Source organism: Rhodococcus opacus B4, assembly GCF_000010805.1.
GTDB lineage: Bacteria > Actinomycetota > Actinomycetes > Mycobacteriales > Mycobacteriaceae > Rhodococcus_F > Rhodococcus_F opacus_C.
Genome location: NC_012522.1, coordinates 3,501,736 through 3,523,861, shown reverse-complemented (window position 1 = coordinate 3,523,861; position 22,126 = coordinate 3,501,736). Strand labels below are relative to the sequence as shown.

At 69.4% G+C, this 22,126-nt stretch carries 18 protein-coding genes; 12 read left to right on the top strand and 6 right to left on the bottom strand.

The features are described from left to right. Positions 1-94: 94 nt before the first annotated feature. Genes ROP_RS16185 through ROP_RS16175 form a run of 3 tightly spaced genes read left to right on the top strand, consistent with a single transcriptional unit; the run spans position 95 to position 4,942 of the window. Entirely contained in the window at positions 95-2,197 is a 2,103-nt protein-coding gene (locus tag ROP_RS16185; RefSeq protein ID WP_012690478.1) for a hydantoinase/oxoprolinase family protein, read from the top strand. Beyond that, a complete protein-coding gene (locus tag ROP_RS16180) occupies positions 2,194-4,143 on the top strand; it encodes a hydantoinase B/oxoprolinase family protein (protein WP_012690477.1) in 1,950 nt (649 codons plus the stop codon). The genes ROP_RS16185 and ROP_RS16180 overlap by 4 nt, the downstream gene beginning before the upstream one ends. Before the next feature lie 4 nt (positions 4,144-4,147). Continuing rightward, the gene (locus tag ROP_RS16175) at positions 4,148-4,942 is read left to right on the top strand and encodes an NmrA family NAD(P)-binding protein (RefSeq protein ID WP_012690476.1); all 795 of its coding nucleotides are present in this window, start codon (positions 4,148-4,150) and stop codon (positions 4,940-4,942) included. Between the two features lie 42 nt (positions 4,943-4,984). On the opposite strand, the gene ROP_RS16170 is transcribed toward ROP_RS16175, so the two are convergent. Beyond that, positions 4,985-7,048: a PhoX family protein gene (locus ROP_RS16170; protein ID WP_012690475.1), complete on the bottom strand. Its 2,064-nt coding sequence runs from the start codon at positions 7,046-7,048 to the stop codon at positions 4,985-4,987. A gap of 156 nt (positions 7,049-7,204) precedes the next feature. On the opposite strand from ROP_RS16170, the gene ROP_RS16165 reads away from it, so the two are divergent. Beyond that, complete coding sequence (locus ROP_RS16165) at positions 7,205-8,221, top strand: PHP domain-containing protein (RefSeq protein ID WP_012690474.1); 1,017 nt, start codon at positions 7,205-7,207, stop codon at positions 8,219-8,221. Then, positions 8,218-9,039, top strand: coding sequence for an alpha/beta hydrolase (locus ROP_RS16160; protein WP_012690473.1), 822 nt, complete (start codon positions 8,218-8,220; stop codon positions 9,037-9,039). Before ROP_RS16165 ends, ROP_RS16160 begins: the two co-directional genes overlap by 4 nt. Before the next feature lie 43 nt (positions 9,040-9,082). Here the strand turns inward: ROP_RS16160 and ROP_RS16155 are convergent, their stop codons facing one another. Genes ROP_RS16155 through ROP_RS16145 form a run of 3 tightly spaced genes read right to left on the bottom strand, consistent with a single transcriptional unit; the run spans position 9,083 to position 11,924 of the window. Further along, on the bottom strand, positions 9,083-9,694 hold the full coding sequence (locus tag ROP_RS16155) for a LutC/YkgG family protein (protein ID WP_012690472.1): 612 nt from the start codon (positions 9,692-9,694) through the stop codon (positions 9,083-9,085). Continuing rightward, positions 9,691-11,172 (bottom strand): LutB/LldF family L-lactate oxidation iron-sulfur protein, encoded by a 1,482-nt coding sequence (locus ROP_RS16150; RefSeq protein ID WP_012690471.1) that lies wholly within the window; start codon positions 11,170-11,172, stop codon positions 9,691-9,693. Before ROP_RS16150 ends, ROP_RS16155 begins: the two co-directional genes overlap by 4 nt. Continuing rightward, the gene (locus tag ROP_RS16145) at positions 11,169-11,924 is read right to left on the bottom strand and encodes a (Fe-S)-binding protein (protein WP_012690470.1); all 756 of its coding nucleotides are present in this window, start codon (positions 11,922-11,924) and stop codon (positions 11,169-11,171) included. The genes ROP_RS16150 and ROP_RS16145 overlap by 4 nt, the downstream gene beginning before the upstream one ends. A gap of 79 nt (positions 11,925-12,003) precedes the next feature. On the opposite strand from ROP_RS16145, the gene ROP_RS16140 reads away from it, so the two are divergent. Further along, the gene (locus tag ROP_RS16140; protein ID WP_012690469.1) at positions 12,004-12,687 is read left to right on the top strand and encodes a FadR/GntR family transcriptional regulator; all 684 of its coding nucleotides are present in this window, start codon (positions 12,004-12,006) and stop codon (positions 12,685-12,687) included. A gap of 67 nt (positions 12,688-12,754) precedes the next feature. Here ROP_RS16140 and ROP_RS16135 read toward each other — a convergent pair whose 3' ends face one another. Then, complete coding sequence (locus ROP_RS16135; protein ID WP_043824843.1) at positions 12,755-13,453, bottom strand: GntR family transcriptional regulator; 699 nt, start codon at positions 13,451-13,453, stop codon at positions 12,755-12,757. Positions 13,454-13,601: 148 nt separating this feature from the next. Between ROP_RS16135 and ROP_RS16130 the strand changes: the two genes are divergently transcribed. The 6 genes from ROP_RS16130 to ROP_RS16105 are packed head-to-tail and all read left to right on the top strand — an operon-like array spanning position 13,602 to position 21,330. Then, a complete protein-coding gene (locus ROP_RS16130; RefSeq protein ID WP_012690467.1) occupies positions 13,602-14,870 on the top strand; it encodes an MFS transporter in 1,269 nt (422 codons plus the stop codon). Beyond that, complete coding sequence (locus ROP_RS16125; RefSeq protein ID WP_012690466.1) at positions 14,863-15,651, top strand: putative hydro-lyase; 789 nt, start codon at positions 14,863-14,865, stop codon at positions 15,649-15,651. The genes ROP_RS16130 and ROP_RS16125 overlap by 8 nt, the downstream gene beginning before the upstream one ends. Continuing rightward, a complete protein-coding gene (locus tag ROP_RS16120; RefSeq protein WP_012690465.1) occupies positions 15,641-16,396 on the top strand; it encodes a LamB/YcsF family protein in 756 nt (251 codons plus the stop codon). Before ROP_RS16125 ends, ROP_RS16120 begins: the two co-directional genes overlap by 11 nt. Further along, a complete protein-coding gene (locus ROP_RS16115) occupies positions 16,393-17,034 on the top strand; it encodes a 5-oxoprolinase subunit B family protein (RefSeq protein WP_012690464.1) in 642 nt (213 codons plus the stop codon). The genes ROP_RS16120 and ROP_RS16115 overlap by 4 nt, the downstream gene beginning before the upstream one ends. Continuing rightward, a complete protein-coding gene (locus ROP_RS16110) occupies positions 17,031-17,894 on the top strand; it encodes a biotin-dependent carboxyltransferase family protein (RefSeq protein WP_012690463.1) in 864 nt (287 codons plus the stop codon). Before ROP_RS16115 ends, ROP_RS16110 begins: the two co-directional genes overlap by 4 nt. Positions 17,895-17,937: 43 nt before the next feature. Continuing rightward, positions 17,938-21,330, top strand: coding sequence for an NAD-glutamate dehydrogenase domain-containing protein (locus ROP_RS16105; protein ID WP_012690462.1), 3,393 nt, complete (start codon positions 17,938-17,940; stop codon positions 21,328-21,330). Positions 21,331-21,400: 70 nt separating this feature from the next. On the opposite strand, the gene ROP_RS16100 is transcribed toward ROP_RS16105, so the two are convergent. Beyond that, on the bottom strand, positions 21,401-22,126 hold the full coding sequence (locus ROP_RS16100) for an amino acid ABC transporter ATP-binding protein (RefSeq protein ID WP_012690461.1): 726 nt from the start codon (positions 22,124-22,126) through the stop codon (positions 21,401-21,403).

The window sequence follows — 22,126 nt, the reverse complement described above, 5'->3', positions numbered from 1 at the left end:
CGAACGAGGACCGGTGAGTTCGGCGATATGTGACAAAGAATCCGGGCGACGGAAGCGGTGCAATTGCCTTACAGAGACGAGCCCAGGAGGAATCGTGGAATCCAGGAAGATTCGGGTCGGTATCGACACCGGCGGAACATTCACCGACGTCGTGGCTGTGGACGAGGAGTCCGGAGCCGTCGTCACCACCAAGACACCGTCGACGCCCGCCGACCCGGCGCAGGGATTCCTCACCGGAATCGAGAAGGTGCTCGCCAAGCTCGGCGAAACCGGCGACGCGATCGGCGCGGTCAGCCACGGCACCACCGTCGCCACCAACAAACTCCTCGAAGGCAAGGTCGAGAACCTCGGGTTCATCACCACCGAGGGGTACGAGCACGTCCTCGAGATCGCCCGCCAGTCCGTCCCCGACGGCTACGGCAACTCCTACTTCTGGGTCAAGCCCGACCGCATCGTGCCCGCCGACCGCGTCCGCACCATCGGCGGCCGGCTCGCGTTCGACGGCAGCGAGATCCGCCCCCTCGTCGAGGACGACGTCCGCACGGCGGCCCGGTTCTTCGCCGACCGCGGCATCCGCACCATCGGCGTGTGCCTCATGCACTCCTACGCCAACCCGAGCCACGAGGCCCGCGTCCGCGACATCCTGCTCGAGGAATACCCCGAGGCCACGGTGAGCATCTCCAGCCAGGTGCTCCGCGAGTACCGCGAATACGAGCGGTCCATCACCACGCTCGTCGACGCCGCGGTGAAGCCGAACATCCGCAACTACGTCAACAACATCGCCAACCGGCTGCGCGAATTCTCGTCCGACGAGGGCGAGGCCCGCGACATCCCGTTCTACGTGATGAAGTCGAACGGCGGCGTGCTCTCGGCCAAGGAGGTCGTGCACCAGCCGATCACGACGGTGCTGTCCGGACCCGCGGCCGGCGCGCTCGGCGCGGCGCTCATCGCGAGTGTCGCCGGCGTCGAGCAGGTCCTCACGTGCGACGGCGGCGGAACGTCCACCGACGTGACGGTCGTGGTGAAGGGTGAGCCCGCGCTCACCACCGAGGGCCGGGTGGGGGCGTACCCGTCGAAGATCCCGATGATCGACGTCGTCACCGTCGGCGCCGGCGGCGGCTCCATCGCCTGGCAGACCCCCGAGGGCACGCTGCGCGTCGGACCGCAGTCGGCGGGCGCCGACCCCGGCCCCCTCTGCTACGGCAAGGGCGGCAGCGAGCCGACCATCACCGACGCCCACGTACTGCTCGGCCGCATCCCACCCCACCTGCTCGGCGGCGAGATCCCCCTCGACACCGAACTGGCCCGCAAGGGCGTCGAGCAGCTCGCGCACCAGCTGAAGCTCGACTTCGAGGCCTGCGCCACCGGCATCCTCGAGGTGTCCGCGTGGAACCAGGCCAACGCGCTGCGGCAGATCACGGTCAAGCGCGGCCTCGACGTCCGCGACTTCACCCTCGTGACGTTCGGCGGATCCGGTTCGCTGCTCGCCTGCCGGCTCGTCGACATCCTGAACCTCAAGGACGTCCTCGTCCCGCTCAACCCGGGCAACGTGTCCGCGTTCGGGTTGCTCACGGTCGACGTCCGCAACGACTACGTGCAGACCCACGTCTGCAGGCACGACCGCCTGGAGATCGCCGAACTGCAGTCGGGGCTGGACGCGCTCGCCGCCGAGGCGGAACGCGCACTCGCCGACGAGGGCTTCGGGGAATCGGAGCGCAAGTACGCGCGCTCGGCCGACCTCCGGTACCTCGGCCAGGCCTTCGAGGTCCGCGTTCCCGTGGGGGAGGGCCCCGTCACCCAGGAGCTGATGGACGAGGCCGCGGAGCGGTTCCACCAGGCGCACCAGGAGCTGTACGGCTACGACTTCCGCGGCGACCCGCACCAGCACGTCGAGTGGGTCAACCTGCGCGTCAGCGGCATCGGCCCGATCAAGCGCCCGACACTCAACGAGATCGCGGCCGGAACCGGGGCCGAGTCCGCGGTGACCGGCACCCGTCCGGCGTACTTCGACGAGTGGGTCACCACCCAGGTCTACGACCGGGCGCTCCTCGGCGCGGGCGACGTGCTCGAAGGCCCCGCGGTGATCGAGGAATTCAGCTCCACCATCCCCGTGCATCCCGGTTTCCAGGCGCGAATCGACACCTTCGGAAACATCCGCATCACCAAGATCGCCGACTCGAACGGAGCGAACCGATGACCGCCACCCTCGAACCCGTTGCAGCGCAGCCGGTGAAGCCCTACCGGCTGACCCCGGTCGACGGAACGACACCCGACCCGGTGCTGGTGGAGATCGTCGCCGGCTACCTCGCCAGCGTCGAGATGGAGGTCGAGACGTCGATCTCGCGGACCTCCCGCTCGCCGATGATCCGCGACGCGCACGACTTCCGCGCCGGCATCCACGACCGCAACCTCCGGAAGCTCACGGGCCGTTCGTATTCGGCGCTGGTGCACCCGGTGGCCCGGGACTTCCCGCTCGACACGATGAAGCCGGGCGACGTCTACTTCCACAACGACGTCTACCTGTCCGAAGGCGGCATCGGCCACCTCCCCGACCTCTGCGTCACCGTGCCGGTGTTCGCGACCCGGCCGGGCGACACGGCACCGTCCGTCGTCGCATTCGTGCAGGCGTTCGGCCACCACGACGACATCGGCGGCTGCTGCCCGGGATCGATGCCTTCCGGCGCGACCACCGTGTACGAGGAGGGACTGATGGTCCCGCCGATCAAGCTGTGGGATCAGGGCGTTCCCAACGAGGCCGCGCTGCGCATCATGACCCGCAACTCGCGGATGCCCGACGCGCTGGCCGCCGACCTCGACGCCGAATGCTCGGCGTGCCTCATGGGCGCCCGCCGCCTCACCGAACTGTTCGAGCGGTACGGCTGCGACACCGTCGAGGCGTGCTTCGACGCGATGATGGACGCGACCACCGAGACGTACCGTCGGGAAATCCTCAGCAAGATCCCGAAGGGCGAGTACACGTGGGAGGACTACGCCGAACACGACGGCGTCGACGAGCCCATGCTGCACCGGCAGCGGATCACGCTCACCAAGACCGGCCCGGAGGACGAGGGCGGCGAACGCCTCATCCTCGACTTCAACGGCACCGGACCGCAGGCCAAGGGTCCCATCAACCACTGCGGTGACTACGCCGACGGCAACTTCCTCATCAAGTGGCTGGCGCCGATCCTGCGCAACCTCGCCGACAGTCCCGAGCGGATGGCGGAACTCGACGTCAACGAGGGTGTCGTGCCGTTGATCGAGATGAAGTTCCCGGAGAAGGGCACGCTGATCACCCCGATCTTCCCGGCGCCCACCAACGCCCGGACGTTCGTGATCCTGCGTCTGCTCGGTGTGCTCGCCGGCGTCGTCGCGAAGGCCGTCGACGGGAACATGCCCGCCGACCAGGAAACCATCCGCTACACGGGGGTGTACGGCGAGGACTTCGACGGGCACTCGTACCTGATGCGTGAGGTGCTCGGCGGCGGCTCCGGCGGTCGGCACTACGCGGACGGTGAGGACACCATCCACGTCGTTCCCGACTCGCGGAACCTGCCGACCGAGTTCACCGAGAGCCGGTTCCCGTTCATCGTCGAGAAGCTGGGCCTGGCGAAGGACTCCGGCGGCGCGGGCCGCTACCGCGGCGGCCTCGGCTACGAGAAGCACATCCGGATGCTCAAGGACGCGAACTTCATGTCCATCGCCGACCGCTCGATCCTCTCCTGCTGGGGAGTCAAGGGCGGCAAGGCCGGACGGCCCTTCTCCGTGGTCCTCGACCCGGGCGGCCCGAACGAGCGCGAGTTCGACGCGCTGACCGACGCCGAACCGATCAAGGCCGGCGAGGTGGTGCGGATCCGCACCACCGGTGGCGGCGGCTGGGGCGACCCGCTCGACCGGCCGGTGGAGGAGGTCGTCCGGGACGTGCTGTGGGGCAAGGTGTCCGCCGAGGGTGCCCGTCTCGACTACGGAGTCGTGCTGGCGGCCTCGACGGAGGAGCCGGTCGCGGACTTGGATGCCACCGAGGTGCTGCGCGAGCAGATGCGCACCGAGCGTGGGCTGGACGAGCCGTTCTTCGACCGCGGTCCCGGGTACGAACGCCTCTCCGGCGGTGCGAAGTTCGCCGAATTCGACTTCATCGACCGGTGATCCGATGACCGAGTTCCTCTCCCGCGGCGCCGAGATCGCCGTTCTCGGCGCCGCGGGGAAGACCGGAGCCGCCGTCGTGGCGGCGCTCGACGGGCTCGCCGGCGTACGCCGGGTGGTGCACACCGCCCGGCGTTCCGGCGATCACGCCGTCGACCTCGACACGGGCGCGGGGCTGGACGAGGCGTTGTCGGGTTGTCGGGCCGCGTACGTCATCGCCCCCAACGTGCACCCGGACGAGCCGGCACTCGTGCGCCGGGTTCTCGCGGCCGCGGCCGCCGGTGGCGTCGAGCATGTCGTCTATCACTCGGTCGCGTGGCCGTACACCCCGGCGATGCCGCATCACGTCGACAAGGCGGTGTGCGAGGACCTGGTGCGGACGTCCGGACTGCGGTGGACCGTCCTGCAGCCGTGCGCGTACGCGGAGAACTTCGCGGCGGTGCTGGACGGGACGGCGACCGCGGTCGAACTGCCCTACAGTCCCGATGTCACGTTCTCGTTCGTCCGGCTCGCGGACGTCGCGGAGGTGGCGGCGCGGGTGCTGGCGGAGGGTCCGGAGGTCCACCACGGTGCCACCTACGAACTGGGCGGCCCGGAGACCCTCAGCGTCCGGGCCCTGTGCGACCGGGCGAGTGTTCCGGTCAAGCAGGTGTCCGTCGACGAGTGGATGTCGCGGCACGGGCGGGACCTGACGGCCGACGGTCGGGCCCGGTTGTCCGCGATGTTCGAGTTCTACGACCGGCACGGGTTCCTCGCCGGGAGCGCGGCGATCGAGTCACTGCTGGGCCGTCCCCCCACGTGAGCGGCAAAGCGTGCCGGGGCACACTTTGCCGCTCACCTGGGGTCAGACGCCGATCCGCCCGCCCGACTTCCACACCGCCACGACGGCGGGACGCGGCTGGGTGTCGCCGCCGTCGGGCCAGTGCGACGCCGGGCTGTCGGCGCTCGCGTCGTCCAGTTCGCCCGGGTGCTGCACACACACCGTGATCCGGTCCTCGCCGACGATCGGACCGCACGTCTCGGCGCCCTTGGGCACGGTCAGGAACTGCTTGGTCTCGCCGCGGTTCGCGCCGTCGAGGACGACGCTGAACAGGCCGTCGTTCGACTTCAGGGCGTTGCCGTCGGTGGAGATCCACAGGTTGCCGTGCGGGTCGAACGCCAGATTGTCGGGGCAGGAGATCGGGCTGACGCTCTCCTTGTCGAAGCCGCCGAAGTAGGTGTCGGCCGCCGTCGGGTCGCCGCACACGAGAAGCAGGTTCCACGTGAACGCGGTGCCGGCGTGGTCGTCGGTGAGTTCGAGGACCTGGCCGTTCTTGTTGTTGTTCCGCGGGTTGGCCTCGTCGGCCGCCGCGCCGCCGTCGACGCCGCGCTTGGTGTTGTTGGTCAGCGCCACGTACACCTTGCCGGTGGTCGGGCTGGGCTCGAAGTCCTCGGGACGGTCCATCTTGGTGGCACCGACCTTGTCGCCCGCCTGCCGGGTGAACACCGCCACCTCCTCGGCGCTCATACCGTCGACGAGCGACTCCCCCTTGCCGTCCTCACCGGTCCGCAGCAGCGGGATCCATTCACCGGTGCCGTCGAACGACCCGCTCGACGGCAGCGTCCCCGACCCGTCGATCTGGTCCGGGGAGTTGCCGCTGAACTTCGCGACGTACAGCGTGCCCGCGTCGAGCAGCGTCATGTTGTTGCGCACCGCGGCCTGGCTGTTGCCGTCCATCATCTTGCGGCTGGAGACGAACTTGTACATGTAGTCGAACCGCTCGTCGTCGCCGCTGTACGCCACGACGGTGCCGTCGTCGGTGACGTGGATGGTGGCGGCCTCGTGCTTGAACCGGCCCAGCGCGGTGTGCTTGACGGGTGCGGACGTCGCATCCCACGGGTTGACCTCGACGACGTACCCGAAGCGGTTGACCTCGTTCGGCTCCTGGGCGAGGTCGAAACGCTTGTCGAAGCGCTCCCACTTGCGTTCGGAGGCAGCACCTTCCACGCCGTACCGCTTCAGACGCGCGGCGACGGCGGGGTCGGTGACCAATTCGGCGTTCGCGAAGTACTGGTTGAAGTTCTCCTCCCCCGACAGCACCGTGCCCCACGGGGTTACGCCACCCGAGCAGTTGTTGAGCGTGCCGAGCACCTTCGTTCCCGTCGGGTCCGCGGACGTCTTCAGGAAGTCGCTGCCCGCCGCGGGGCCGGTGACGACGAATTCCGTCGTCGCCGTGATCCGCCGGTTGTACGGACCGAAGTCGGGAGTGAGCGCGCCCGAGCCGGATTCGCCCTTCACCTGCACCACCGACAGTCCGTGGGCGGCGAGCGCCGTCTGGAACTGCTCGGGCGACGGGTTCTCGGCGTCGTATCCCTTGAACATGAACGGCTCGGTGGTGTACTCGTGGTTGACCACCAGCAGGAAGGTGTTCGGTTGCCCCTCGACCGGCAGCAGTCCGGCGAAGTCGTTGTTGAACCCGAACTGCTGCGCCTGTGCCTGGGCGGTCTGGTTGTCGAAGTCGAAGGCGGGTGCGCCGGGCAGCACCGGGTCGCCCCACCGGATCACGACGGCCTGCTCGTAGCCGTCCGGGACGACGACGGCGTCCTCGGTGTTGGGGGCGACGGCGCCGAAATTCGTTCCCGCCGGTGCGGCGCCGTCCGAACCGCCGGTCGCACTTCCGCTGCCGGAATCGTCCGAGCAGGCCGCCAGTGCACTGCCCGCGCCGACGGCGAGGACTGCCATCCCCGTCCCGCGCAGCATCCCGCGGCGGGACAGGGCCGTGCGGGCGATGTCACGGAAGTATTCGCCCCCCGAAGTGTTGGGCACGTCGTGGGAGCAGGCGTTCCCGCACTTGTACTGGCACGTGACGGTTGCGCGCGAAGACACGCCGTCGTAATTGACGAACAGTGCGAGGGGTTTCAATCTCACCGTGGCTCCCGATTCGAAGTGGACAACTCCGGCACCGTAGAAGTCGTAAGCGAGACGAAGGGAACGTTCGTATGAACGTGCGGACAACGAGGTGACCCTAAGTTCTGGCAGAAATTGCGTCTAGCCAGCAGCCCGACCGGCGTGCACGATGGATAGATGGACGCCGTGGATGCGCTGCGGGAAATTGCGTTCTGGCTCGAGCGCTCGCGCGACGAGGGACACAGGATCGGCGCCTTCCGCCGGGCGGCCGATGTGATCGAGTACTCGACCGCCGAGGAGCGGGAAGCCCTGGCGGCGAACGGCTGGGTGTATCAGCCCGACATCGGCACCGAAGCGGCCGCGATCATCCGTGAGTGCGCCGATTCGGTGCCGCTGTACCTGATGTACCTGCGCGGTTCCGCGGAGCCGATCGGGCTCGGCGGAACGGAACTGCTCGAGGCCCTCCGCGGCGACCTGCACACCCATTCGGACTGGTCGGACGGCCGGTGCCCGCTCCGGGAGATGATGCGGCGCGCGGCCGCGCTGGGGCACGAGTACTGCGCGATCACCGACCACTCGCCGCGGCTGACGGTCGCGAACGGGTTGTCGTCGGAGCAACTGCTCGTGCAGCTGAACCTGGTCGCCGAACTGAACGTCGAGCTGGCGCCGTTCCGGGTGCTCACCGGAATCGAGGTCGACATCCTCGACGACGGCTCCCTCGACCAGGACGACGACCTGCTCGCCGACCTGGACATCGTGGTCGCGAGCGTGCACTCGCACCTGGACACCGACCGGGCCACGACGACCAAGCGGATGCTGCAGGCCGTCAAGTCACCGCACGTCGACGTGCTCGGGCACTGCACCGGCCGGCTCGTCGAGGGAGTGCGGGGACCGCGGCCCGAATCGAAATTCGACGCGGAACGCGTGTTCGACGCGTGCCGCGAGTACGGCACCGCGGTCGAGATCAACTCCCGCCCCGAGCGTCGCGACCCGCCGGGCAGGCTGATCGACCTCGCGTTGAACAGCGGCTGCAAGTTCTCCATCGACACCGACGCGCACACCACCGGGCACCTCGCCTGGCAGGGCTATGCCTGCGAGCGCGCCGCCGAACGCGGAGTCGAGCCGACGGACGTGATCAACACCCTGCCCGTGGCCGAGTTGCTGGAGTGGACCGGCGCGCCGATTCGGCAATGATCCGCGTCGTGCTGGTCGCGGTCGCCGTGGTGGCCCTGCTGATCGCCGCCGCGTGGGTGCTGCAGCGGAAGCTGATCTACTACCCCGACACCCGCCCGGTGCCGACCGCCGGCGGGCTGATCGCCGGGGCGGAGGACGTCACGTTGACCACGTCGGACGGCCTCGAACTCGGCGCCTGGTACGTCCCACCCGCGGTCGGGGAGCCGCGCATGACCGTTCTCGTGGCCGCCGGGAACGCCGGCAACCGGGCCGACCGGGCGCTGCTGGCCTCCGACCTCGCCGCCGCGGGCTTCGCCACGCTGCTCTTCGACTACCGCGGGTACGGCGGCAACCCCGGTCGGCCCAGCGAGGAGGGGCTGGCCCGCGACGTCCGGGCGGCCCGCCGGTACCTCGTCGACGAGCGTCGCGTGCCGCCGGATCGGCTGCTCTACTTCGGGGAAAGCCTCGGCACCGGCGTCGTCACCGAACTCGCCACCGAGCACCCGCCCGCGGGCCTGTTGCTCCGATCCCCGTTCGTGGACCTCGCCGCCGTCGGCCGGCACCACTACCCGTTCCTGCCGGTCGGGCTGCTGTTGCGCGACCGTTTTCCCGTCGCCGAACACGTCGCACGGGTCGATGTCCCGACCACCGTCGTGTACGGGACGGCCGACGTGGTGGTCCCGCCGGACCAGAGCGCCCGCGTGGCCGAGGCCGCGCTCGGCGACGTCGACACCGTCGTGCTGGCCGGCGCGGGGCACAACGACGACGTGATGTTCGGAGGCCCGGAGATCGTCCGGGCCACCGCCGATCTCGCCGCGAGGGCGCTCCGCGCCCCGTGAGCCTTTTTGGTAGTCCCAGCAACCAGAAAGGCGCACGGGTGCGTCAGCGCACGATGACGACGTCCAGGGTTCGGGGACCGTGCACGCCCTCGACGCGGTTGAGTTCGATGTCGCTGGTGGCGCTGGGACCGCTGATGAACGTCAGCGGCTTGGTCGGATCGAGCGCCTGGAAGGCCTGTGGCACGGTGTCGACGATCTGATCGGTGCGCACGATGCAGATGTGGTGATCCGGGACCAGCGTCAGCGCCCGCCGGCCCTGACCGGCGCCGCCGTCGAGCACGATGGTTCCGGTGGCGGCGATCCCGAGGGTGCAGCCGGTGACGACGACGTCGAGCGCGTCGAGTTCGAGGGTGGACAGTTCGGCGGGGTCGCCGTCGACGACGACGTCACCGCGCGGCCGCCACGACAGCGGTAGGTCCGGCGGGACGACGGCGCGCGCCGCCTCCTCGATCAGCCCGGTGACGATGTCGGCGACGGTGCTCTCGTCGGCGCGGTGGACCTGCGCGCGGTAGTCGTCGACGGTGTGGGCGAACAACTCGACGTTCCCGGGACCCGACGCGGCGTCACGGTGGTAGTCGCGGGGAACGGGCGGACTCGCCGGAGTGTCGCCGATCGCGTGGCGAATGCGGCTCAGGATCTCATCGCGGGCGTTCACTTCTCACCGTCCTCGTGGGTGCGGGACCACCATTGCCGGAACGTTTCCTTCGGCGGGGTCGGCAGGTCGCGGCTGCCGGTCCATTTCGAACCCGGGTACGGCAGGGACGTGATGCGCCCTTTCCTGCCCCCGAGCAGCCGGCCGACCTTGGATGCCGTCTCCGCGGCGGCGAACCGCTTCTCCGACCCCATCACGAAGCCCGCGGCCTTCATGGCGAGGTCCTGGCCGCCGGGCAGTCCGTGCCGCTCGGAATCCACCTGTTCCGCGCGCAGGTGCACCAGGATGCTCGGGATGTCGATGCGCACCGGGCAGGCGTCGAAGCAGGCGCCGCACAGGGTGGAGGCGAAGGGCAGCGAGGCGTTCGGGTCGTCGTGGCCGGTGGTCCCGGTGAGCTGGGGGCTGAGGATCGCGCCGATCGGCCCGGGATAGACGGACCCGTACGCGTGCCCGCCGGCCCGCTCGTAGACGGGGCACACGTTCAGGCAGGCGCTGCAGCGGATGCAGTGCAGCGCGGACCGCCCGACCTCGTCCGCGAGCACGTTGGTGCGACCGTTGTCGAGGAGAATCACGTGGAAGTTCTGCGGACCGTCGGCGGGGTGCACCCCGGTCCACATGGAGGTGTACGGGTTCATCCGCTCGGCCGTCGACGACCGCGGCAGCAGTTGCATGAACACCTCGAGGTCGGTGAATTTCGGGATCAGTTTCTCGATGCCCATCAGGGTGATGAGGGTGTCCGGCAGCGTCAGGCACATCCGCCCGTTGCCCTCCGACTCCACCACCGCCAGCGTCCCGGTCTCCGCGACCCCGAAGTTCGCGCCGCTGACGGCGACTCTGGCGGACAGGAACTTTCGCCGAAGGTGGGCTCGTGCGGCCATGGCCAGCGCCCGGGGGTCGTCGGTGATGTCCGGGTCGACGCCGGGCATCGCGTTCAGGAAGATCTCCCGGATTTCGGCGCGGTTGCGGTGGATGGCGGGGACGAGGATGTGGCTCGGCTTGTCCTCGCCGAGTTGGACGATGAGTTCGGCGAGGTCGGTTTCGATCGCCGCGATCCCGTTCTCCTCGAGGTGCTCGTTGAGGCCGGTCTCCTGGGTGGCCATCGACTTGACCTTCACCACCTCGTCGGAACCGGTGGCCCGGACGAGGTCGGTGACGATCCGGTTCGCCTCGTCCGCGTCGCGCGCCCAGTGGACGGTGCCGCCGCGGGCGGTGACGTTCTCCTCGAACTGGACGAGCAGTTCGGGGAGCCGCGACATCACGTCCGCCTTCAGGGCGCTGCCCGCGCGGCGCAGTTCCTCCCAGTCGTCGACCTCGGCAACGGCGGCGATTCGCTTGTTGCGGATGGTGGTGGTGGCGGCGCCGAGGTTGGCGCGCAGCTGGGTGTCGGTGAGCGCCTTCCGTGCGGCGTCGGGGAAAGATTCTGTGCCCCGGATGTTTCCGGTGCCCGGATGGAAGGTGGGTGAGCCGAGGAACGTGGTCATGCGGGGCTCCCGATCTTCTCGGTGCTCGCCAGGATCTCGGCGAGATGGACGGTGCGGACGCCGCTGCGCAGCCGGGACAGCCCGCCGCCGATGTGCATCAGGCAGGACGAGTCGCCGGCGCTGCACACCTCGGCGCCCGTGCTCAGGACGTTGCCCATCTTGTCGGCGAGCATCGCGGTCGAGGTCTCGGAGTTCTTCAGCGCGAACGTTCCGCCGAAGCCGCAACAGGATTCGGCCGCGGGCAGTTCGATCAGCGTCATCCCCCGCACCGCGCGCAGCAGTTGCAACGGCTTGTCCGCGACGCGCAGCATCCGCAGCGAGTGGCACGTCGGGTGGTACGTCACCCGGTGCGGGTAGTACGCGCCGACGTCGGTGACGCCGAGGACGTCGACGAGCAGTTCGGACAGCTCGTACGTCCGGGACGCGACGTCTTCGGCGCGCGTGGCGAGGGAATCGTCCCCGTACCGGCGGGCAATCATCGCGTGCTGGTGCCGGACGGATCCGACGCAGGACCCGGACGGGGCCACCGCGACGTCCCAGGACGGTCCGCTCTCGAACGCCTCCACGTGGTGACGCACGAGCGGCAGCGCCTCGGCCTGGTAGCCGGTGTTGACGTGCATCTGACCGCAGCACGTCTGCTTCGGCGGGAACACGACCTCGTGGCCGAGCCGCTCGAGCAGGCGGACCGTCGACGCGGCGGATTCGGGGAACAGGGCATCCGCCAGGCACGTGGCGAACAGGGCGATTCTCATCGGGTACTCCAACCGGGCTGGGCTGTGGTCTGACCACAGTAGCGCACTGTGGTCAGACCACACCAGGTAAACTTCGGTCGTGCGCACACACGAGGTCGTCCTGCACCGCATCGAGCAGGATCTGGCGGCCGGCAAACTCACCGTCGGCGGCCGGTTGCCGGCCGAGCGCGCACTCGCGGAGGAACTGGGGGTCGGGCGCTCGTCCGTGCGCGAGGCCATGCGCGTGCTCGAGGCGATGGGCATCGTCCGCACCGCCGTCGGGTCCGGACCGGACGCGGGCGCGATCGTCGCCGCCGACCCCGCCGCATCCATCGGCGCGGCCCTGCGACTGCACATGGCGACGCGCACGCTGCCGATCCGCGACGTCGTCCAGACGCGCACGCTGCTCGAGTCGTGGGCGGTGCAGGAAGCCGCCGAAAAGTCCCGCGACCTCGACTTCTCCGCCATCGACGCGCTGCTCGACGCCATGGACGACGAAGACCTCTCGCCGGAGGCCTTCCACCGTCTCGACGCCGACCTGCACGTCGCGATGGCCGGCCTCGCGGGCAACGTCCTCGTCGAGGCGATGATGGCCTCGCTCCGCGATTCCATTCACGGGTACGTCATGGACGCGGTTCCGCTCCTCGACGACTGGCCTGCCGTCGCGACGGGCCTGCGCTGCGAGCACCGCGGGATGGTCGCCGCCCTCCGCGGTGGGTACGGCGCCGACGCCGCCCGCCTCGTGCGGGAGCACATCGAGGGCTTCTACGGGCTGATCCGGTAGGCGCTCCGCGCCTGTGCGCCTTTGTGGTTGTTCCAGCTACCAAAAAGGCGCACGGGCGCGAAGCGCCTCAGTACGCTGCCAGGATCTGCGCCTCGGCGTCTTCGAGGTAGGTCTTGAGCAGCTGACCTGCGGCTTCGGTGTTGCCGGCGACGAGGGCGTCGTAGATCTCGTGGTTGCGGGTGAGGTACGGCCCGTGGAATCGGTGGGCGTCGTCCATGACGTGGAAGACGAGCCGCGCCTCGTTCCACACGCTGCGCATCAGTTCGTCGATGCGGTTGCTGTTGTTGAGGCTGGCGAGCGCGCTGTGGAAGTAGATGTCGGCGGTGCCGACGCCGGTCCAGTCCTCGACGGCGTGCCGCTCGTCGGCCAGGGCGAGGGCCTCGGCCACCCCGGACAGGTCGCCGGTCTCGGGGTCGAATCCGTTGACGCCGGCGCATTCGACGACGCGGCGGCAGATGTAGAGCTCGGTGATGTCCTCGGCGGTGGGCACGCGGACGAAGACGCCGCGGTTGAGTTCGTGCGCGACCAGGCGGTCCTCGATCAGGATCTGGAAGGCCTCGCGGACGGTGTTGCGGGAGACGTCGAGGGCGGCGCAGATGTCGGGCTCGGACAGTCGCGCCCCCGGTTGGAACGTCCCGTCGATGATCGCGTCCCGCAGAATTCCGGCCACCCGGGTGGTTCTGCTGGTGCGTTCGAGCAGGCCGCGGTGAGCGGCCAGGCGGGAATGCGCATCGCCGCGAAGGGCATTCGAGCTGGTCAAGTCCACTCCTCAGGTTTCGATCTCGACCGCAATCATAGTTGTGAGCTCGGTTCCGCGATGACTTCCATGTTAAACGATCCTCTCAGGGTATTGCAGGATCGTTGAACGATTTGTAACGTGAGGGCGGTTACATCCCTTCTTCAGGCGAGGTGCCATGACCACAGATACGCAGACCGAGGTCGCGCAGACGCGCCCCTTCGACTGGTTCCGCACCCTCGGGCCGAAGGGAAAAAGAGCGTTCATCGGGGCGTTCGGCGGATACGGGCTCGACTCCTACGACTTTCAAGTCCTCCCGCTCGGCCTCGCGGCCATCGCCGCCTACTTCGGCCTCACCACCGGCCAGGCAGGCCTGCTGACCACGGTGACGCTGGTGGTGTCCGCGCTCGGCGGTGCCCTCGCCGGCATCCTCGTCGACAAGATCGGCCGGGTCCGCACCCTGCAGGTCACCGTCGCGACGTACACGATCTTCACGGTGCTGTGCGGCTTCGCGCAGAACTTCGAGACGCTGCTGATCTTCCGCGCCTTCCAGGGCCTCGGCTTCGGCGGCGAATGGGCGGCAGGCGCGATCCTCGTCGCCGAGTACGCCCGCGCCGAGTACCGCGGCCGGGCGGTCGCGTTCGTGCAGAGCGCGTGGGCCGTCGGCTGGGCGCTGGCCGTGATCGTCTACACCATCGTCTTCCAGCTGTTCGACCCCGACGTCGCGTGGCGCGTGCTGTTCTTCACCGGTGTGCTGCCCGCATTCCTCATCATCTGGGTGCGCCGGAATCTGAAGGACCCCGAGGTCGTCACGGAGCGCCGCGAGTCGGCGGGCAAGCAGACGGGCTCGTTCGCCGCCATCTTCCGCGGCGGACTGCTCCGCACCACCGTGCTCGCGTCGCTGCTCGCCACCGGTGTACAGGGCGGTTACTACACGCTGGCGTCCTGGCTGCCGACGTTCCTGAAGAACTCGCGCGGACTCGACGTCGTCGGCACCGGCGGCTACCTGGCGATCCTCATCTCGGGCGCGTTCCTCGGCTACGTCAGCGGCGGCATCCTCACCGACAAGCTGGGCCGCAAGCGGACCATGCAGTTGTTCGCGTTCCTGTCGGCGATCTTCATGGTCGGCTACACCCAGGTGCCCGAGGGCGCGAACACGCTGATCCTGATCCTGGGATTCCCTCTCGGCTTCTGCACCTCCGCGATCTTCAGTGGATTCGGATCGTTCCTGTCCGAGCTGTACCCGACGCAGTCCCGCGGCACCGGCCAGGGCTTCACGTACAACTTCGGCCGCGCGGTCGGCGCCGTGTTCCCCGCCGTCGTCGGTTTCCTGGCCGCCACCCAGCTGGGTATCGGCGGCGCGATGATCTTCGGCGCGCTCGGGTACGCCATCGCCGTGTTCGCCCTGTTCTTCCTCCCCGAGACCCGCGGGAGCGAACTTGCCTGACTCACCGACCGACCTCCGCTCCGCGTTCCGCTCGGGACGTGTCACCCCGACCGCCGGTCTGGCACCCGGATTCGCGCAGACGAATCTCATCGCCGTCCCGCAGGACTGGGCGTACGACGTGCTGCTGTTCACCCAGCGGAACCCCAAGCCGTGCCCCGTCCTCGACGTCGGCGACGCCGGCTCCCGGACGACGATGCTCGCCCCCGGCGCCGACATCACCACGGACCTTCCGCTGTACCGCGTGTGGAAGGACGGCGAACTCGCGGACGAGACCGCGGACGTGTCCTCGCTGTGGCGAGACGACCTCGTCGCGTTCCACATCGGGTGCAGTTTCACGTTCGAGCATCCGGTTGCCGCTGCCGGGGTGCCGCTCCGGCACGTCGAGCAGGGCAGCAACGTCCCGATGTACGTGACCGACCGCGAGTGCAGGCCCGCGGGCCGGGTGAGCGGGCCGATGGTCGTATCGATGCGACCCGTTCCCGAACATCAGGTGTCTCTCGCGGCGGCGATCTCCGCGCGCATGCCCGCCGTCCACGGTGGGCCCGTGCACATCGGTGATCCCACGGAACTCGGCATCGCCGACCTCGGGGCCCCCGACTTCGGCGATCCGGTGAACCTCGAGCCCGGTGACGTGCCGATGTTCTGGGCCTGTGGGGTCACCCCGCAGGCGGCGGTGATGGCGTCCCGGTTGCCGTTCGCGATCACCCACGCGCCCGGGTACATGCTGATCACCGACACCCCGGACAGCGAGTACGTCCTGGAGGTTCCCGATGCGCGTTGACCTCAACTGCGACCTCGGCGAGGGCTTCGGGCAGTGGCGCCTCGCCGACGACGAGGCCCTCCTCGACGTCGTCACCAGCGCGAACATCGCTTGCGGGTTTCACGCCGGCGATCCGATGATCATCCGCACGGCCTGCGAGAGGGCGGCCGAGCGCAACGTCGCGATCGGGGCGCACGTGGGGTTCCGGGACCTGGCCGGATTCGGCCGGCGGGACCTCGCCGTGACGCCCGCGGATCTGCGGGACGAGACGCTGTACCAGATCGGCGCGCTCGCCGGGTTCGCCCGTGCCGCCGGATCCTCGGTGTCGTACGTCAAACCGCATGGCGCGCTCTACAATTCCGCGGCAATCGACTACGGGCGAGCCGATGCGGTCGCGTCGGCGATCGACGAGTTCACCGAACCGCTCGCGCTCATGGGCCCACCCGGATCGCAGTTGCAGCGGGCCGCGGAGGCCCGTGGCATCGAGTTCGTCGCCGAAGGGTTCGCCGACCGCCGCTACACCGCCGCGGGCACGCTGACCCCGCGCTCGGTGGCCGGCGCCGTCATCGACGATCCCGACTTCGCCGCCGCGCAGGCCGTGCGGATGGTGTCGACCGGAACGGTCGAGTCGATAGACGGGGACGACGTCGTTGTGGCGGTGCGCAGTATCTGCGTGCACGGCGACACCCCCGGGTCGGTGCACACCGCGCGCCGGGTCCGTCACGCCCTGCAGGGTGCCGGCGTCACGCTCGGATCCTTCACATGAGCACCCCCACCCGGATTCTCCCGGCGGGCGATCGGGCCCTGCTCGTCGAACTCGACTCCGAACCCCTGGTCGTGTCGCTGACCGAACGCCTGCGCCGCACCCCGGTTCCCGGTATGGAGGACGTGCTGCCCGCGGCACGCACCGTGCTCGTCACCACCACACCGCGCACCGACCTCGACGAGGTGCGCCGCGCGCTGCGCACGCTGACCGTCGACCTCGAGGCGCACGACCGGATCGGCGCCCCCGAGTTCGAACCGGTCACCATTCCGGTCCGCTACGACGGCGCCGATCTCGCCGACGTCGCCGGCCTTCTGCGGATGAGCCGCGAGGACGTGATCGCCGCCCACACGTCTGCCACCTGGCGCTGTGTGTTCATCGGATTCGCACCGGGTTTCGGCTACCTGAGTTGCGGCGACGACCGGCTCACCGTGCCCCGCCGTGCGCAGTCCCGCACCGTGGTGCCCGCCGGGTCCGTGGCCCTCGCCGGCGGCTACGGCGCGGTGTATCCGCGGTCGTCACCCGGTGGATGGCAGATCATCGGAACCACGGACTCCCCGATGTGGAACCTCGACGCGCAGCCCCCGGCGCTGTTGCAGCCGGGCCGCCGCGTCCGATTCGTCGACGAGGACACGCTGTGAGCGAACTCGAAGTACTTGAAACCGGACCGCTCAGCCTGATCCAGGACCTCGGCCGCCCCGGCTACCTGAGTTCGGGTGTCGGTGTGTCGGGTGCCGCCGACCGCGGGTCCGCGAGGCTGGCGAACCGGCTGGTCGGGAACGACGAGAACGGCGCGTGCATCGAGGTGCTGATGGGCGGGCTCGCCCTGCGTGCGCGGGCGGTAACGACCGTCGCCGTCACCGGTGCGCCCGCCACGGCCCTGCTCGACGGCATCCCGATGGGCCACACGAGCGTCATCGTGATGGAACCGGGGCAGACGCTGCGGTTGCAGTACGCGCAGGTCGGGCTGCGCAGCTACGTCGCTGTCCGCGGTGGCCTCGCGGTGCCGGACGTGCTCGGCTCCCGCAGCACCGACACGCTCTCCGGCATCGGCCCGGAAGCGTTGAAGCCCAACGACGTCCTGCCTGTCGGCACGTGGACGAGGAACTTCCCGAACGTCGACGTCGCACCCCTGCCCGCGATGGACCCGGGACCACTGTCGGTGCGCGTCATCGGCGGCCCCCGCGACGACTGGTTCACAAACCCGGACGCGCTGACCACGGGTGTGTGGGCGGTCTCCCCGGACACCGACCGCATCGGCGCCCGCCTGAACCGGCACGCCGACGCACCCGCCCTCCACCGGAGGTCCGAGACCGAATTGCCCACGGAGGGTGTGGCGCTCGGGTCCATCCAGGTTCCGCCGAGCGGACAGCCCGTCGTGTTCCTCGCGGACCATCCCATCTCCGGCGGGTACCCCGTCATCGGCGTCGTCGCGGACGAGGACATCGACCGGATCGCCCAGGCCCGCCCCGGCCAACTGATTCGCTTCATCACTGCGTGATCGGCTTCGTCCCGATCCCACTACAGGAGACCACCCCATCGTCATGAACAGCCTCGGCACGGAACTCGACGCACCCTGGTCCCACGAGTTGTGGCGCAACACGCTGCTCGCGGAACCGAATCGACTCGGCACCGCGGACGTGCGCCACTACGCGTCCGCGCTGCCGATCAGCTACGCCACCGAAACCGATCCGGCACAGGCGATCCGCGACGTCGCCGAGGTGGAACGCCTCGACGTCGACAGTGTGGCGCTGACGTTCACCACCACCGCGGCGTCCGCACCGTACGAGAACCTCAAGATCTACGCCGTCGGAAAACCCGCACCGCTCAACGAGGTTCTGCCGATCCTGTCCAGCCTGGGCGTCAACGCCCTCGACGAACGCCCTGCCGCACTGACCCGGCCGGACGGGCATCGGGCCTGGATCTACGACCTCACCGTCGACCTGGTCGCCGTCACCGACAGCCACGGCGCCACCCGCGACCGCCGGATCGCGGACGCGTTCCGGGCGGCGTGGACGGGGGAGACGGAGGTCGACGGGTTCAATACCCTCGTCCTGCACGCCGGGCTCGGCTGGCGTCAGGTCACCGTCCTGCGGGCGTACGCCGCGTACCTGCGTCAGGCCGGTCTCCCGTACAGCCGCAGCAACGTCGAACGAGTCCTGCTGGGCAACACCGCGATCACGCAACTCCTCGTCGAGCTGCACGCGCTCCGACTCGACCCGAGCCTCGAACGCGACACCGCCGCGGAGGACGCACTCGACGCCCGTATCTCCGACGCGATCGACGCGGTCGCGGGAATCGACGCCGACCGGATCCTGCGCGCGCTGCTCTCCCTGATCCGCGCCACCACCCGGACCACGTACTTCGCCGGCGACCGCAGGCCCACGACGGCTCTCGCCTTCAAGTTCGATTCCTCGTCGATCGACGAATTGCCGTTGCCGAGGCCGAAATACGAGGCCTACGTGTACTCGCCCCGGATGGAGGGCGTGCACCTGCGATTCGACGACGTCGCCCGCGGCGGCATCCGATGGTCCGATCGGCGCGACGACTTCCGCACCGAGATCCTCGGACTCGTCAAGGCGCAGGCCGTCAAGAACGCCGTCATCGTGCCGGCGGGAGCGAAGGGCGGCTTCGTCGTCAAGAACCCGCCGACGCCATCCGGTGATGCCGCCGCCGACCGGGAGGCGATGCTGGCGGCCGGCATCTCCTGCTACCGCGAGTTCATCTCGAGCCTCCTCGACATGACGGACAACCTCGACATCACGACCCGGCAGGTGCTGGCGCCGGAGGGCATCGTCCGGCGCGACGGCGACGACACCTACCTCGTGGTCGCGGCCGACAAGGGGACGGCGGCGTTCTCGGACGTCGCCAACGCGATCGCGCTCGACCGGAACTACTGGCTCGGTGACGGATTCGCATCCGGCGGGTCCGTCGGCTACGACCACAAGGCGATGGGTATCACCGCCCGCGGCGCGTGGGAGAGCGTCGTGCAGCACTTCCGGGAGATGGGCGTCGACACCCGCACCGACGACTTCACCGTCGTCGGCATCGGCGACATGAGCGGCGACGTGTTCGGCAACGGGATGCTGCTCAGCCCGCACATCCGGCTGATCGCGGCGTTCGACCACCGCCACGTCTTCATCGACCCCGATCCCGACCCGCAGCGGTCGTGGGACGAGCGCGCACGGCTCTTCGCGCTCGGCAGGTCCAGTTGGAAGGACTACGACGGCGCGGTTCTGAGCGAGGGCGCGATGATCGTCGACCGGTCGGCGAAGTCGGTGCGCCTCACCCCGCAGGCCCGGTGCGCGCTGGGCGTCGAGACCGATCGGGCGCTCACCACCGTCGAACTCGTGCGTGCCGTCCTCGGTGCGCCCGCGGACCTGCTGTGGAACGGCGGGGTCGGCACGTACGTGAAGGCGACGACGGAAAGCCACGCGGACGTCGGCGACAAGTCGAACGACGCCGTCCGGCTCGACGCGCCCGAACTGCGGGTCCGGGTGGTCGGTGAGGGAGGCAACCTCGGCCTCACCCAGCTCGGCCGGATCGAGTACGCGCGCAACGGCGGTCGCGTCAACACCGATGCACTCGACAACTCGGCCGGCGTCGACTGCTCCGACCACGAGGTCAACATCAAGATCGCCCTCGCGGGTGCCACCGCCGACGACACGCTCACCGCGCAGGACCGTCGAGAACTGCTGTCCGACATGACCGACGACGTCAGCCGGCTCGTCCTCGCCGACAACCGCAGCCAGAACGAGATGATGAGCCTCAACCGGGCGCAGGCCGGCACGCTCGTCAGCTTCCACTCCCGCATGGTCGACGATCTGGAACGGCGCGGGCACGTGGACCGGGCGATCGACGTGCTCCCGACGCCCGCGCAGTTCGGGGCGCTCGAACGCGAGCAGAAGGGGCTGACCAGCCCGGAACTTGCACAGCTCACCGCGCAGGTCAAGCGGTTCATCAAGAGTGAGGTCTCGGGCACGACCCTGCCCGACAACCGGGTCTACGCAGGTCGGCTGCACGACTACTTCCCGCCGCGGCTCGGCCGGGAGTACGCGCACACGGTCGCCGCGCATCCGCTGCGCCGGGAGATCGTCACCACGTCGGTCGTCAACGACATGGTCGACCGGGCGGGGATGACGTACGCATTCCGCCTGCGGGAGGAGACCGGGGCCGACTCCGCGGAGGCGGTGAACGCGTTCACGGCGGTCACCGAGATCTTCGATCTGGGAGTGACTTTCGAGCGGATCCGGGCAGCCGCCGACACCACCCCGGCGTCCGGGACGAACGCGCTGACGGTGCAGACTCAGCGCCTGATCGACCGGGCGTCGCGGTGGCTGACCACGCACCGTCCGCAACCGCTGCCCCTCGAGGCCACGATCGCCCGGTACCGGCCGGTGGTCCGCGAACTCGGCCCGCGCGTGCGGGAATGGTTGCGGGGCGACGAGATCAGCGCGGTCGAGGGCCGCACCGAGGCCCTGACGTCGCGGGGTGCCGACGCCGGGGTCGCCGCCGACGTCGCGGATCTCCTGCACACGTACTGCCTCCTCGACATCGTGGACATCGCGGAGATCTCCCAGCACCGCGCGGGGGACGTCGCCGAACTGTATTTCGCGCTGTCGGCGCACCTGCACATCAACACCGCGCTCACCGCGGTCACGGCCCTGCCCCGGCTGGACCGGTGGCACGCCCTCGCGCGGCTCGCCCTGCGCGACGACCTCTACAGTTCGCTGCGCGCCATCACCCTCGACGCGCTGTCCGTCAGCGAGCCCGGCGATGACGCGTCCGACAAGGTCGACCAGTGGGAGCAGCACAACGCCGCCCGCCTCGCCCGCGCGCGGGCACTGCTCACCGAAATCGAATCGGAGGTCGCCACCGAACCCACGCTGGCACTGATCTCCGTCGCGGCCAGGCGGATCCGGGCGATGACGCGGTAGGCGGCTCCGCCGCCCGTGCGCCTTTTTGGTTGTTCCAGCTACCAAAAAGGCGCACAGGGCGCGGAGCGCCCTACAGCACCTGCGACAGGAACTGCTGCAGCCGTTCGGTTTCGGGCTTGTCGAACAGCTGGTCCGGTTTACCGGTCTCGACCACGGCACCGTGGTCCATGAACAGCACGGTGTCGGACACTTCGCGGGCGAAGCCCATCTCGTGGGTGACGACGACCATCGTCATTCCGCCCTTGGCGAGGTCGGCCATCAGGGCGAGGACGCCCTTCACCAGTTCGGGGTCGAGTGCGGACGTGGCCTCGTCGAAGAACATCACCTCGGGCTTCATCGCCAGCGCGCGGGCGATCGCGACGCGCTGCTGCTGCCCGCCCGACAGGTTGCCGGGCCGGGAGTCGGCCTTGTTGGCGAGCCCGACGAGTTCGAGCTGCTCGAGCGCCAGCGACCGCGCCTCGTCCTTCGACAGGCCCTTGAGCTTGCGGGGCCCGAGCGCGATGTTGTCGACGACGGTCCTGTGCGGGAACAGGTTGAAGTGCTGGAACACCATGCCGATGCGCTGCCGCAGCTTGTCGGGGTTGTCCTTCAGCACCGATTTGCCGTCGAGGAGGACGTCGCCCTGGTCGGGTTCGTGCAGCCGGTTGAGGACGCGCAGCAGGGTGGACTTGCCGGAGCCGGACGGTCCGATCACGGTGACGGTGTCGCCGGCGTCGACGTGGAGGTCGACGCCGCGCAGCACCTGGTTGGTGCCGAACGCGAGGTGCAGGTTGGTTCCAGTGAGAGAGACGGCCAT